We start from the raw sequence: 12,060 nt of genomic DNA, 5'->3' as shown, positions 1-12,060 counted from the left end.
AATGATAATTCGTAATTGTTTTACATTATTTTGAGAGGCCCATTAGATCAGACAAGGAGCAAATCATGTTCAAAGCGAGCATGTCGTTACTGGCGCTGTGTGTGACGGCGGCGACGGTGCAAGCCGCTACAGTGGATCTGCGCATTCTGGAAACCACCGATCTGCACAGTAATATGATGGATTTCGATTACTACAAAGACACACCAACTGAGAAATTTGGTCTGGTACGCACCGCCACGCTGATTCAACAGGCACGCGCAGAAGCAAAAAACAGTGTGCTGGTCGATAACGGCGACATCATTCAGGGCAGTCCGTTAGGCGATTACATGGCGGCTAAGGGGCTGAAAAAAGGCGATGTGCACCCAGTATATAAAGCGATGAACATGCTGGATTACGCGGTGGGCAACTTAGGCAATCACGAATTCAATTACGGCTTACCCTATCTGCAAAAAGCGATTGCCGGCGCGCGTTTCCCCTATGTGAATGCCAATATTATCGATGGAAAAAGCGGAAAACCGCTGTTTAACCCCTATCTCATCCAGGAAACCACCGTTACCGACCGCAGCGGTAACCCGCATCGCTTAAAAATTGGCTACATCGGCTTCGTTCCACCGCAGATTATGGTGTGGGATCGCAACAATCTGCAGGGCAAAGTGCGCGTTGATGACATCACGGAAACAGCGAAGCGCTATGTGCCGGAAATGCGCGCAAAAGGTGCTGAAATAATCATCGCCATTCCGCACTCAGGTCTAAGCAGTGAGCCCTATCACGCCATGGCAGAGAATTCGGTCTACTACCTCAGCCAGGTGCCGGGGATTAACGCCATTATGTTTGGTCACGCGCATGCGGTGTTCCCCAGTAAAGAGTTCGCGGCCATTCAGGGCGCTGACATTGCACAGGGCACACTAAACGGTGTTCCTTCTGTGATGCCCGGCATGTGGGGCGATCACCTCGGCGTGGTCGATCTGGTGCTGAATAACGAAGGCGGCAAGTGGCAGGTCATGCAGGGCAAGGCTGAAGCGCGGCCCATTTACGATCCGGTTGCTAAAAAATCACTGGCCGCAGAAGACAGCGGTCTGGTGAAAGTGCTGGAGCAGGATCACCGTGCCACGCGTGAGTTTGTTGCTAAGCCTATCGGTAAATCCGCCGATGTGATGTACAGCTATCTGTCGCTGGTGCAGGACGATCCCACTGTGCAGATCGTGAATAATGCCCAGCGCGCCTATGTTGAGCACTTTATTCAGGGCGATCCCGATCTCGGCCGCTTGCCAGTGCTTTCGGCTGCCGCACCGTTTAAAGCCGGTGGGCGTAAAAACGATCCCGCCAGCTATACCGAAGTAGAGAAAGGTGAACTGACCTTCCGCAATGCCGCCGACCTGTATCTTTATCCGAATACCCTGGTGGTGATGAAAGTCACCGGTGCACAGGTGAGAGAGTGGCTGGAATGCTCAGCCGCGCAGTTTAATCAGATCGATCCGCACAGCAGTAAACCGCAAGCGCTGATTAACTGGGATTTCCGCACCTACAACTTCGACGTGATTGATGGCGTCGATTACCAAATCGATGTGACGCAGCCTGCACGCTATGACGGCGAATGTACGTTGATTAACAAAGACGCTTCACGCATTAAGGATCTGACATGGCAGGGTAAGCCCATCGACCCTAATGCGGTATTCCTCGTCGCCACTAACAACTATCGTGCTTACGGCGGGAAGTTTGCCGGCACCGGCGATAAATACGTGGCGTTTGCTTCACCAGATGAGAACCGTTCAGTGGTCGCGGCTTATATCAGCAGCGAAACCAAAGTACACGGCGAAGTGAAACCGCAGGCCGATCATAACTGGCGTTTAGCGCCGATCAGCAGCGATACACCGCTGGATATTCGTTTTGAAACCGCACCGGGCGAGAAAGCCACGCAGTTTATTGAGAAGTACGCTGATTATCCGATGAAAGCTGTGGGCAGTGACGAGATCGGCTTTGCGATTTGGCAGGTAGATTTGCAGAAGCAGTAACAGGCTATAGCCGGGCTGCCAAATGAAGAGAGGGCACCCGGCTTTGATGCATCACCGCGAGCACAATAATTCCCTGTTGGATTGCCTGGTAATAAATCATATGACTCACAAAGGGAAAACTGAGTACACCTTCGGCGAGATCGGACGCTCTGCTGATCCCCATCGTCGGTAGTTCAGACAGCGTGTGCAATGTGCGCTGCAAACGTCTCAGGTATTGATGAGACTGCGCTTCGCCCCAGTGCTGCAAGGTGAACTGACGAATATCGACAAGATCCTGCCGCGCTTCATCCGTGAGCTGAAATTTGGCCATTTAATCCAGTAATTGATTGAAAAATGTTTCACCGTCGGTCAGTCGTCCGTTGGCAACGTCTTCCCTGGCTCGGGCAATTTTTTCCTGCAAAAACTGCTGCTTCATGAGTTCAATTGCCTGAAACTCTTCAGCAGATATGACAACAGCGACAGGTTTTCCGTTCCGACTGATTTGTACCGGTTCACGCTGAGCTTTGAGAAGCATATCCCCAAATTGGGTTTTAGCTTCGTTGGCAGAGAGTAAATACATTTCGCACCTTCCGCTTAAATCGTTCGATTCGCTCATTGTATTAGTCAATTGGGTAAAGATCAGCCAGATTTACAAACAATAAAACCGGCATTTATGCCGGTTTTAATGAATTGCTGAATGCTTACAGAATTTCCAGCAGCTCGACTTCGAACACCAGGGTGCTGAATGGCGGGATGGATGCGCCAGCACCGCGTTCGCCGTAGGCGAGGTTTTGTGGAATCACTAATTCCCACTTAGAACCCACTGGCATCAGGGTCAGCGCTTCAATCCAGCCCGCGATCACGCCGCTTACCGGGAATTCAGCCGGTTCGCCACGTGCCACTGAGCTATCAAACACCGTACCGTCGATCAGCTTGCCAGTGTAGTGCACACGAACACGATCCTGACGCGATGGGATTGGGCCATCGCCTTGAGTGATCACGCTGAACTGTAAACCAGATTCCGTGCTGCTCACGCCTTCACGCTGGGCGTTCTGCTCCAGGAATTTATGGCCATCAGCAGCCATCGCTTCCACACGCTCACGACGCACGCCTTCTGCACGTTCGTGCACTTCACGCAGCGCGCGATGTACCACGTCAACAGGCACAGCCGGTGAGTTCCCTTCCAGCGCGTCGCGCAGACCCGCGAGCAGTGCTTCTGGCTGCAGGCCCTGCAGTCCAGATTCCTGAAGCTGCTGGCCGACCTGTAAACCGATACCGTAACTTGCTTGTGATTCGACGCTGTCGAATGAAGGGGTGGTCATCTTGATTCCTTAATCCCGGAGAAAATAGAAACGGCAGCATAACAGCGCAGGCGGCTGGCGTAAAATCTGCAGCGCCGCAGATGACATTTACCAGGGAAAGAGAAACAATACGCAGGTCAAATTTTTCAATGCTGGCAGGCACTTCGCGCCCGCATTGCCCATACTATAGCTGTGGCAACGTTTTCGTCGTACAGCGCTAAGAAAGAGAGAATACATGGGCCAGATCGCCCCACGACGCCGCAGGACGCGCGCACCGCGTGCTTTTACTTTATCGAGGTTGCAACGTTGGCTGCCGCAATTTTCGCGCAAGGCCGCCAGCGAGGAGGATTCACGAATGGCTTCTGATACCCCTTCCCGCGTTCCCGCCGTGCTGCTGCGCGTCTGGCATCTGCTGGATGATGTGCGCTGGATGAACCCGCTACCGGCCTTCCATCGCCGTGGCATTGTGATTGCCTTACTGGTTCTGCTAATAGCGTTTCTCTGGCCGAGCAGTACGCCGCAATATCCCATTGAGCGCCCGGCAGATAACAGCAGCAAAGAGGTGCCGTTACAGGCAGAGATTTACGATAACAAGCAGCCGCAGAACACCCAACCGAAAACCGATTCTCAGGGTGAGTGGCACAACTATACTGTGGCATCAGGTCAGACGCTGGCACAGTTGTTCCGCGACAATAATCTGCCGGTGAATGATGTGTTCGCGATGGCACGCGTCGAGGGTGACGATCAGCCGCTTAGCGCATTGAAGAATGGCCAGCAGGTGAAGGTTCGTCAGAACGCGCAAGGCGTGGTGACAGGATTAACGGTGGATGGCAGCAACGGCCCGGTGTTATTTACTCGCCAGCCAGACGGCAGCTTTATCCGCGCTCAGTAAATCGCAGATACAAAAACGCCGGCACATGGCCGGCGTTTTCGCGTTACCGAGTAAAAAATTACTCAGCCACTACATTCACAACCAGTTTAGCGAATACTTCGCTATGAACCTGGAAGTCAACTTCGTGCTCACCGGTAGAACGCAGAACGCCGTTTGGCAGACGCACTTCGCTCTTAGCCACTTCAACGCCAGCTGCAGTCACTGCATCAGCGATGTCGCGAGTACCGATTGAACCGAACAGTTTACCTTCGTCGCCTGATTTAGACGCGATGGTAACGGTGCCCAGTGCATTGATTTTCTCTGCACGTGCGTTAGCAGCAGCCAGAACGTCAGCCAGTTTGGCTTCCAGTTCAGCGCGACGCGCTTCGAAGAACTCAACGTTTTTCTTGGTAGCAGGAACAGCTTTGCCCTGTGGAACCAGGAAGTTACGAGCGTAGCCCGCTTTAACGTTAACCTGATCACCCAGGCTGCCCAGGTTTGCTACTTTATCAAGCAGAATAACTTGCATTACCTTATCCTCTTAAAGTCGTTAATGGACAACTACCAATTACTGATGACGATCAGTGTATGGCAGCAGGGACAGGTAGCGAGCGCGCTTGATGCAACGAGCGAGCTGACGCTGGTATTTTGCACGAGTACCGGTGATACGGCTCGGGACAATTTTACCGCTTTCGGTAATGTAGTTTTTCAGTGTAGCGATATCTTTGTAATCAATCTCTACAACGCCTTCCGCGGTGAAACGGCAGAATTTGCGACGACGGAAATAACGTGCCATTTGGCTAGTCTCCAGAATCTATCAATTCAATCTGCTCGGCATGTAACACCATTCTGCTCTGACCATTGCGTGCCTGATGGCAGCTAATGAAACCTTCGAGAACGAGTTGCGTACCGACCGTTATATGTTGAGTAATCACCTGATGGGTGCTGCCGCTGATAATCACCGGCATCTGACACCAGGCTTGCCGGTGAAAACCGGCTTCCTCCTGCACAGAACGGTGCTCAAGCACGAACTGGCAGTGAGGAATCCCTGACGGACTGACTTTTCGAACTGGCGTCTTGCACACAGTGCCTGACAGGCGCAGTCGATTTGCCGTCATGTCGGATTACTCTTCAGAATCCCCAGCATCTGAGTCATCTGATGATTCGTTAGCGAAGTCTTCGCGACGATCACGACGCTCATCTTTCGCTTTAACCATCGGAGATGCTTCAGTTACCGCGTGCTTAACGCGCATAACCATGCTGCGGATAACGGCGTCGTTGAAGCGGAAGTTAGTTTCCAGCTCGTCAATCACTTCCTGCGGTGCTTCTACGTTCAGCAGAACATAGTGAGCTTTGTGCAGTTTGTTGATTGGGTAAGCCAGCTGACGGCGGCCCCAGTCTTCCAGACGGTGAATCGTGCCCTGTGCACCGGTGATAGCACCAGTGTAACGCTCGATCATACCTGGAACCTGTTCGCTCTGGTCAGGATGGACCATAAATACGATTTCGTAATGACGCATCGATAGCTCCTTACGGATTATTCAGCCTCCTGTCGGGGTCAGCTGCGGCCCATGGAAGCAAGGAACGTTATAGGTTGTGAATCATTTAAATGAAACACACCTCTGAATGCAGCTGAAAAATTGACGCGTAATCATACTGGCGTCCCCCTGGAAACTCAAGCGCACAATTCATCAAATCGCGTGGGTCATGCCAGTTAAGCGCACCTTTTGTGCTAAGGATTAAGATTCAGCAGGTTAGCGAGGGTTTATTCAAAATTGCTGATGGAGGCGTTCAACAGGGCGATCTGGCATCAATGTGGCGAAGAACTAAACTATTTACAGGCGCAACGGTTTGGCTTATTCGCGGCGTCTGAGAGTGCAATCCCTGGAGTGAGGAGTCGAATATGAAAACCATCATTTTCGCCACTTTACTGGGTCTCTTCCTGTCTCCACCCGCTTTCGCCAGCTCCGCTGACTACGCGCAGCAGATGAGAAGTAACAGCAGCAATGCGGCTTCAGGCTATGTCTATGTCTATGTCAACCGGCTGGATGCGCCTGGCAGTAACCCAGTCAGTGCGAATACCAGTGCAGCAGATCGTCTGTCTTCACAACTGTAAATCGGATGACGTAACGGGCTGGCTCACTTTGCCAGCCCGAGTTGTTTCTATAGCTGATGTTTGAAAAAACTCACCAGCGCGGTAAGGGCTGACGGCGTGATCTTATGGCCAATTTGCTTTTCCGACAGGTAGGTCATTTTTTCGTTCAACGCGGCTTCACGCAGCGCTTTCTCCAGCCGGACAGTTTCAGCAAAGGGCACCACTTCATCGGCTTCGCCGTGCCATAACAGCAACGGGCGATTGGCCAGCTTATCCAGCTGCTGGCTGGGATCGTAAGGCGCCAGCGGTGCGAGGCGGGCGGCAAAGGTCTCTTTTTGCTCTGGCGTACGCGCCACCAGCGGCGGGAACAGCGTATGACTGAGCTGCATAAAGTAACCGGAGCCCATCATACAAGCGACGCTATGAATCTGTGGATAGCGCACCATCGCGCCCAACGCCGTCATGCCGCCCATCGAAGCACCAGCCACTGCGAAGCGCTCATCGGCAATCCAGTCTTTCTCACGCAGCGCCGCTTCTAACAGCGGCACTTCGTCGATGTTCTGTTTGAGGATCTCCCAGAAGTGCGTCATACGCGCTTCGGTATCCCCGTTGTAGCGCGCGCCATGCATGTCGGCATCCGGCATCACCACCCGGAACCCCGCCTGCGCCAGCGCCACCGCAAAGTAGCTGTACACTTCTTTGGATGAGGTAAAACCGTGATAAAACAGGATGGTGGGTAAACGTGCCTGCCGCTGTCCCGCGGGAGCCGCATGAATACACTCAATGCCTGCCAGGTTTTCCGTCGCCAACTCAATCATACCGCCTCCGTTGAGAATGATTATCACCCGTCACAGTGTAAGCGCTAAGCAGCAAAACGCGAGCGACTTCACATTTAATCAGAATAATTTCTGTACTAAACCTTTTGCCGCATTTGCCGTTGATCTTGTACCCCTCCAATAGTCTTGAAATAGGTACTTTATGAAGCGTCTCTCTCTCAGCGCCATGGGTCTCGGCATTAAACTGTCTGTATTGACGTCTTTAAGCGTGGCGATTGTGCTGTTTACCCTGACCCTAACCCTGAGTCATAACGCGGCCCGTCAACTGGAGCAGCTGGCGACTGACGATATGCAGAATCAGGTGCTGGGCATTAATGAAATGGCCACCATGTTTAACGCCACGTTGTCTGAAGAAGTGGCGAACTACACCAAACTTTTCCAGAGCTTCCTGCCCAAGCGCTTTAGTCGTGATGAGAACGATCGCATTCAGGTCGGCGAATTCAGCACGCCTACGCTGCGCGCCGGGCTGAAAACCCTCAACCTCGATCAAGTCGCGGTGGATGATTTTCTCGATCGCACCGGTGCGGTGTCGACCATCTTTGTGCGTGACGGTGAAGACTATGTCCGTATCGCCACCTCGCTGAAAAAAGAGGATGGCAATCGTGCCATTGGCACCAAACTAGATCGCAGCAGCGCGGCATGGCGCAGCGTCAATCAGGGCGAAGTTTATCGCGGACTGGCCACGCTGTTTGGCCATCGTTATATCACCCAGTATCAGCCGGTGCAGGATGAGAGCGGCGCGGTGATCGCTATTCTGTTCGTTGGCGTACAGATCGATACGCAATACGCCCTGATGCGCGACAAAGTGCTGGCGCGCCATCTCGGCGACAGTGGCAACTTCTTTGTGTTAAACGGTGCCACCGGCAGCACGCAGGGACAGTATCTGTTTGATCGTCAATCAGAAGGCAAATTGCCGCGTTGGGATCAGACCGTCCAGCAGCAACTGTTAACTCAGCCAAAAGGGTTAATGAGTATTGAGCTCGATGGCGAGACTAAGTTATTGGCGTGGCAGCAACTGCCGGGCTGGAACTGGATTATTGCCGGAGAAGTGAGTCGCGCCAGCCTGCTGGCCCCGATTACCCAGAGCCGTAACCTGTTTATTGTGATTGGCTTTGCACTGGTGATCGCTTTCGCCGTGGGCTTTATCTGGTATAGCCGCCACGCCATTACGCGTCCGTTGCAGCAGGTGATTCATCTGGCGGAGCAATATGCAGCCGGTAATTTGCAGGCGCATCTGGATTCCACCCGCCGTGATGAAATCGGCCAACTGGTCGCGGCGATTAACGGCATCGGCGATGGGCTGGAAAAAGTGGTGAGTCAGGTTCGCTATGCGGCACGCGATATCAGCCGTGGCACTGACACCATCGCTGCCAGTAGCTCCAGCATCAGTGAACAGATCAGCCGCCAGGCGAGTAGCGTGGAAGAGACCTCTGCCAGCATGGAGCAGTTTGGCGCAACCGTGGCGCAAACCGCGGCCAACGTGCGTCAGGCGATGGCGCTGGTCGGTGAAGCGGCCAGCACCGTTGATCACGGCGGCAGTACGGTGGCACGCTCTGTCGCAACCATGGCGGAGATCCGCGTGGCTTCACAGAGCATCGCCGATATCACCCATGTGATTGAATCGATCGCTTTCCAGACCAATATTCTGGCACTTAACGCGGCGGTGGAAGCAGCGCGTGCCGGTGAGCACGGCAAAGGCTTTGCCGTGGTGGCAGCTGAAGTGCGTGCGCTGGCGCAGCGCAGTGCCAATGCGGCTAAAGAGATCGATAATCTGATCGCCACCTCCATCGATAAAGTAGCGGCTGGCCATGCGCTGTCCGAGCAAACGCGCGATGCGATGCAGCATATCGTGAGCCATATTGAGCAGGTGAAAACGCTGATGGGCGAGATCAATATCGCCGCACAAGAGCAGGCAGCGGGCATTGGTCAGGTTAATCTGGCGATGAATCATATTGGCCAGGCGACGCACCAAAGCAGCGATATGATCACCCAATCGGAAACCACCGCGCAGACGCTAAGCCAGCAAGGTCATCATTTGACGCAGCTGGTGAGTGTTTTTCATCTGAAAGACTGATGTGAACAAGGAAGATGGCCTAAACTGGAGCCATCTTCCTTTCCAGGAGCGTGTTATGCATCGCCTTTTACTGGTGTTGAGCCTGTTACTAACCGGTTGTGCCGCGTTTAAGACCACACCGGAAGCCCCACCGCCGCCGACCAGCCACGCGCAGGAAATCAGCCGCGCGCAAAGCTATGGCTTGCGCAAGCTGGGCAATATTACGGTCTCTACCCGTGGTTCACCGGATGATGCCGAGCGCGTACTGGCCGCACGCGCGAATCAGGCGGGCGCGGTTTACTATCAAATCCTGATGCTGGATGAAACCACGCTGCCCGGTTTTTGGTACGGTACTGCGATTCTCTATGGTGCGCCTTCAGCCAGCGCTGGCGCGCAACAGTAAGCGTGTGCAGAGGTCGTCACTCAGCGAACGTCGCCCCCGCATATCCAGATGTTGATCGCACCAGCCATCGGCCAGCGGCGGTTCTGCCACTTTCAACAGAATCGCTGCACTCGCCAGTTGTAACAGTTCCTGCGTCACCTCACGTGCCATACCTTCCCGCACATGGTTGAGCTGCAGCCTTAACTGGCGCCAGCGACGATCAAAGTGGCGATTGCTGCCTTTTACCGCTTCAAATTCATCGTTGAGCATGGTCATGACGTCCGCCTGGCGACCCAGCACGCGCAGCACGTCGAGGCACATCACGTTGCCAGAACCCTCCCAGATGCTATTAACCGGCATCTCACGGTACAGACGCGGCAGTTCACTTTCTTCGCAGTAGCCGATGCCGCCCAGCACTTCCATCGATTCTGCCACAAACGGCATGCCCGCTTTGCAGATGCCAAACTTGGCGGCGGGGGTGAACAGTCGCGCGTACAAACGCTCGTGCTCGCTGGCGGGCGTGGACCATGCGCGCGCTAATCGCATCAGCAGCGCGGTTTGCCCTTCCAGTTGCAGAGCCTGCTGCGCCAGCACGGTGCGCATTAATGGCTGATCGCTAAGGTTTTTGCCCATCACCTGGCGCTGCTGCGCGTGATGCAGGGCAATCGACAAGGCGCGGCGCATTAAGCCATGGCTGCCCAAGGCGCAATCAAAGCGCGTCATGCCGCCCATTTTCAGGATCAGCCGCACACCATCGCCCTCTTCGCCCATCAACCAGCCAATCGCATCCTGAAATTCCACTTCGGCGCTGGCATTAGAGCGGTTGCCGAGCTTATCCTTCAGGCGCTCAATGCGAATCGCATTGCGCGTGCCATCAGGCAGCAGACGCGGCAGAAAGAAACAGCTCAGCCCTTGCGAAGTCTGCGCCAGGATCAGATGCGCATCGCTTTGCGGCACAGAGAAAAACCATTTGTGACCGGTGATCCTATACGGTTCACCCGTGCCGCGTGCCCCAATGGGTTCCGAGCGCGTGCTGTTGCTGAGCACATCGGTTCCTCCCTGCTTCTCGGTCATGCCCATGCCAATCAACAGGCCGCGCTTTTTGTTGCCCGGCTGGTGATGCGCATCGTAGCGATCGCTCAGCAGCGCCTCGCGCCAATCCGCGTAGGCTTCCGGCAGATGATTTTGCAGTAGCGGAATGGCGGCGTGAGTCATGGTCACCGGACAGAGCGAACCCGCTTCGACCTGAGCATGCAGCATAAATCGCGCTGCACGCGCCACCATCGCATTGGGCTGCACATCGGGCTGCCAGCTGAGGTTGTGCAGGCGGCTGGCACATAATCCCTGCATTAGCAGATGCCAGGCCGGGTGAAAGCGCACCTCGTCCAGCCGCTCACCGCGTGCGTCGTAGCGCTGCAGTTCCGGCGGTTGGGTATTCGCCAGCCGGCCTAACTCCAGCGATTCGGCGCTGCCCAGTTGCAATCCGACAGAGGCCAGCCATTCGCGGTCCCAGCCAGCACCCTCACGTGCCACGGCCTCGCACAAAGCGATATCGCGGGTGAATAAATTGCTGTTACTGAGAGGATGGGGCTGATTGAAAACGCTGTGGGTTGTCCAGGTCATAATGTGGCATCTCCCTCATAAAACGCATGGTTCAAGTATGAGGGGGATGTGCAGTTATGCCTGGCTCAGAAACACTTTTGCGGAAGGGATCACGCCAAACGCTGACGTACCGCTTCGAACAGGCAGACGCCGGTGGCGACAGAGACGTTCAGTGAAGAGACGCTGCCAGCCATTGGGATGCTGATCAGCTCATCACAGTGTTCACGGGTCAGACGACGCATGCCTTCGCCTTCCGCACCCATCACCAACGCCATCGGGCCAGTCATTTTGCTCTGGTACACGGTGTGATCGGCTTCACCTGCGGTGCCAACCACCCAGATGTTGTACTCCTGCAGTAAACGCAGGGTACGTGCCAGGTTGGTGACGCGAATCAATGGCACGTTCTCTGCTGCACCACTGGCGACTTTTTTCGCCGTGGCATTCAGCGGGGCGGCACGATCTTTCGGCACGATGACGGCATGCACGCCCGCAGCATCGGCGCTACGCAGGCAGGCACCGAGATTATGCGGATCGGTAACGCCATCCAGTACCAGTAGAAACGGTTTTTCCAGGCTTTGCAGCAGATCCGGCAGATCGCCTTCCTGATAGTTTTTACCCTGTTTGACGCGTGCCACGATGCCTTGATGCACACCGCCTTCCACCTGGCTGTCGAGCCATTGGCGGTTAGCCACCTGAACCACAATTCCCTGAGCTTCCAGTGCGGCAATCAGCGGCTGCAGGCGACGATCGTCACGGCCTTTGAGAATAAAGACTTCCTGGAAACGCTGAGGATCACGTTCCAGCAGCGCCTGCACGGCATGAATACCAAAAATTATTTCACTCATTTGTTTGCTCAAGGTTGGATGTATCGATTTGAAAATTTGAGTATTAATTTCGGTGCACATAACTGCGCACCCTACAAAACGCGC

15 protein-coding genes are annotated in these 12,060 nt (G+C 54.5%); 5 read left to right on the top strand and 10 right to left on the bottom strand.

Annotated elements, in window-relative coordinates; genetic code table 11:
• The first annotated feature begins 65 nt into the window (after nucleotides 1-65).
• Nucleotides 66-2,012 carry a bifunctional 2',3'-cyclic-nucleotide 2'-phosphodiesterase/3'-nucleotidase gene (locus AC1MDE_RS19300; protein WP_480344990.1) on the top strand — a complete coding sequence of 649 codons (1,947 nt, stop codon included), beginning with the start codon at nucleotides 66-68 and terminating at the stop codon, nucleotides 2,010-2,012.
• Between the two features lie 4 nt (nucleotides 2,013-2,016).
• Here AC1MDE_RS19300 and AC1MDE_RS19295 read toward each other — a convergent pair whose 3' ends face one another.
• The 3 genes from AC1MDE_RS19295 to bamJ form a co-directional block, all read right to left on the bottom strand.
• Nucleotides 2,017-2,322, bottom strand: a complete 306-nt coding sequence (locus AC1MDE_RS19295) for a type II toxin-antitoxin system RelE/ParE family toxin (RefSeq protein WP_034829305.1) — start codon at nucleotides 2,320-2,322, stop codon at nucleotides 2,017-2,019.
• Nucleotides 2,323-2,571: a type II toxin-antitoxin system Phd/YefM family antitoxin gene (locus AC1MDE_RS19290; protein ID WP_038644444.1), complete on the bottom strand. Its 249-nt coding sequence runs from the start codon at nucleotides 2,569-2,571 to the stop codon at nucleotides 2,323-2,325.
• Between the two features lie 121 nt (nucleotides 2,572-2,692).
• Nucleotides 2,693-3,313, bottom strand: coding sequence for a BamJ family beta-barrel-assembly machinery protein (gene bamJ / locus AC1MDE_RS19285; protein WP_034829310.1), 621 nt, complete (start codon nucleotides 3,311-3,313; stop codon nucleotides 2,693-2,695).
• Nucleotides 3,314-3,527: 214 nt separating this feature from the next.
• On the opposite strand from bamJ, the gene AC1MDE_RS19280 reads away from it, so the two are divergent.
• Nucleotides 3,528-4,184, top strand: coding sequence for an OapA family protein (locus AC1MDE_RS19280; protein ID WP_153012265.1), 657 nt, complete (start codon nucleotides 3,528-3,530; stop codon nucleotides 4,182-4,184).
• A 58-nt stretch (nucleotides 4,185-4,242) separates the two neighbouring features.
• On the opposite strand, the gene rplI is transcribed toward AC1MDE_RS19280, so the two are convergent.
• From rplI to rpsF, 4 genes are read right to left on the bottom strand one after another with little or no spacing between them, the layout of a single operon-like run.
• Nucleotides 4,243-4,692, bottom strand: coding sequence for a 50S ribosomal protein L9 (gene rplI, locus AC1MDE_RS19275; protein ID WP_034829315.1), 450 nt, complete (start codon nucleotides 4,690-4,692; stop codon nucleotides 4,243-4,245).
• A gap of 39 nt (nucleotides 4,693-4,731) precedes the next feature.
• Nucleotides 4,732-4,959 (bottom strand): 30S ribosomal protein S18, encoded by a 228-nt coding sequence (gene rpsR / locus AC1MDE_RS19270; protein ID WP_002210155.1) that lies wholly within the window; start codon nucleotides 4,957-4,959, stop codon nucleotides 4,732-4,734.
• 4 nt (nucleotides 4,960-4,963) lie between these two features.
• Complete coding sequence (gene priB / locus AC1MDE_RS19265) at nucleotides 4,964-5,281, bottom strand: primosomal replication protein N (protein ID WP_034829319.1); 318 nt, start codon at nucleotides 5,279-5,281, stop codon at nucleotides 4,964-4,966.
• Nucleotides 5,282-5,287: 6 nt separating this feature from the next.
• Nucleotides 5,288-5,683 (bottom strand): 30S ribosomal protein S6, encoded by a 396-nt coding sequence (rpsF, locus tag AC1MDE_RS19260; RefSeq protein ID WP_034829324.1) that lies wholly within the window; start codon nucleotides 5,681-5,683, stop codon nucleotides 5,288-5,290.
• Between the two features lie 383 nt (nucleotides 5,684-6,066).
• Here rpsF and AC1MDE_RS19255 point away from each other — a divergent pair, with 383 nt between their 5' ends.
• Nucleotides 6,067-6,279, top strand: a complete 213-nt coding sequence (locus tag AC1MDE_RS19255) for a hypothetical protein (protein WP_480344989.1) — start codon at nucleotides 6,067-6,069, stop codon at nucleotides 6,277-6,279.
• Nucleotides 6,280-6,326: 47 nt separating this feature from the next.
• On the opposite strand, the gene yjfP is transcribed toward AC1MDE_RS19255, so the two are convergent.
• Nucleotides 6,327-7,076, bottom strand: a complete 750-nt coding sequence (yjfP, locus tag AC1MDE_RS19250) for an esterase (RefSeq protein ID WP_479399717.1) — start codon at nucleotides 7,074-7,076, stop codon at nucleotides 6,327-6,329.
• Between the two features lie 160 nt (nucleotides 7,077-7,236).
• Between yjfP and AC1MDE_RS19245 the strand changes: the two genes are divergently transcribed.
• Together AC1MDE_RS19245 and bsmA are read left to right on the top strand one after the other, a co-directional pair.
• Nucleotides 7,237-9,168 carry a methyl-accepting chemotaxis protein gene (locus AC1MDE_RS19245; RefSeq protein WP_479414302.1) on the top strand — a complete coding sequence of 644 codons (1,932 nt, stop codon included), beginning with the start codon at nucleotides 7,237-7,239 and terminating at the stop codon, nucleotides 9,166-9,168.
• A 55-nt stretch (nucleotides 9,169-9,223) separates the two neighbouring features.
• Nucleotides 9,224-9,550: a biofilm peroxide resistance protein BsmA gene (bsmA, locus tag AC1MDE_RS19240; protein WP_480344988.1), complete on the top strand. Its 327-nt coding sequence runs from the start codon at nucleotides 9,224-9,226 to the stop codon at nucleotides 9,548-9,550.
• On the opposite strand, the gene AC1MDE_RS19235 is transcribed toward bsmA, so the two are convergent.
• Nucleotides 9,524-11,152 carry an isovaleryl-CoA dehydrogenase gene (locus AC1MDE_RS19235; protein WP_480344987.1) on the bottom strand — a complete coding sequence of 543 codons (1,629 nt, stop codon included), beginning with the start codon at nucleotides 11,150-11,152 and terminating at the stop codon, nucleotides 9,524-9,526. The genes bsmA and AC1MDE_RS19235 overlap by 27 nt on opposite strands.
• An 89-nt stretch (nucleotides 11,153-11,241) precedes the next feature.
• Complete coding sequence (gene rlmB, locus AC1MDE_RS19230; protein WP_034829342.1) at nucleotides 11,242-11,976, bottom strand: 23S rRNA (guanosine(2251)-2'-O)-methyltransferase RlmB; 735 nt, start codon at nucleotides 11,974-11,976, stop codon at nucleotides 11,242-11,244.
• Nucleotides 11,977-12,060 lie beyond the last annotated feature (84 nt).

The organism is Pantoea folii (assembly GCF_056678875.1).
The sequence above is the reverse complement of the archived record's forward strand: the minus strand, read 5'-3'. Positions and strand labels throughout refer to the sequence as shown.

Excerpts from the sequence above, each read along its gene's own strand:
- bamJ (WP_034829310.1), bottom strand. The coding sequence starts at position 3,313 with ATGACCACCCCTTCATTCGACAGCGTCGAATCACAAGCAAGTTACGGT.
- AC1MDE_RS19245 (WP_479414302.1), top strand. The coding sequence starts at position 7,237 with ATGAAGCGTCTCTCTCTCAGCGCCATGGGTCTCGGCATTAAACTGTCT.
- AC1MDE_RS19290 (WP_038644444.1), bottom strand. The coding sequence starts at position 2,571 with ATGTATTTACTCTCTGCCAACGAAGCTAAAACCCAATTTGGGGATATG.
- AC1MDE_RS19280 (WP_153012265.1), top strand. The coding sequence starts at position 3,528 with ATGGGCCAGATCGCCCCACGACGCCGCAGGACGCGCGCACCGCGTGCT.
- AC1MDE_RS19255 (WP_480344989.1), top strand. The coding sequence starts at position 6,067 with ATGAAAACCATCATTTTCGCCACTTTACTGGGTCTCTTCCTGTCTCCA.
- bsmA (WP_480344988.1), top strand. The coding sequence starts at position 9,224 with ATGCATCGCCTTTTACTGGTGTTGAGCCTGTTACTAACCGGTTGTGCC.
- rlmB (WP_034829342.1), bottom strand. The coding sequence starts at position 11,976 with ATGAGTGAAATAATTTTTGGTATTCATGCCGTGCAGGCGCTGCTGGAA.
- yjfP (WP_479399717.1), bottom strand. The coding sequence starts at position 7,076 with ATGATTGAGTTGGCGACGGAAAACCTGGCAGGCATTGAGTGTATTCAT.
- AC1MDE_RS19295 (WP_034829305.1), bottom strand. The coding sequence starts at position 2,322 with ATGGCCAAATTTCAGCTCACGGATGAAGCGCGGCAGGATCTTGTCGAT.
- rpsF (WP_034829324.1), bottom strand. The coding sequence starts at position 5,683 with ATGCGTCATTACGAAATCGTATTTATGGTCCATCCTGACCAGAGCGAA.
- priB (WP_034829319.1), bottom strand. The coding sequence starts at position 5,281 with ATGACGGCAAATCGACTGCGCCTGTCAGGCACTGTGTGCAAGACGCCA.
- rplI (WP_034829315.1), bottom strand. The coding sequence starts at position 4,692 with ATGCAAGTTATTCTGCTTGATAAAGTAGCAAACCTGGGCAGCCTGGGT.
- rpsR (WP_002210155.1), bottom strand. The coding sequence starts at position 4,959 with ATGGCACGTTATTTCCGTCGTCGCAAATTCTGCCGTTTCACCGCGGAA.
- AC1MDE_RS19235 (WP_480344987.1), bottom strand. The coding sequence starts at position 11,152 with ATGACCTGGACAACCCACAGCGTTTTCAATCAGCCCCATCCTCTCAGT.
- AC1MDE_RS19300 (WP_480344990.1), top strand. The coding sequence starts at position 66 with ATGTTCAAAGCGAGCATGTCGTTACTGGCGCTGTGTGTGACGGCGGCG.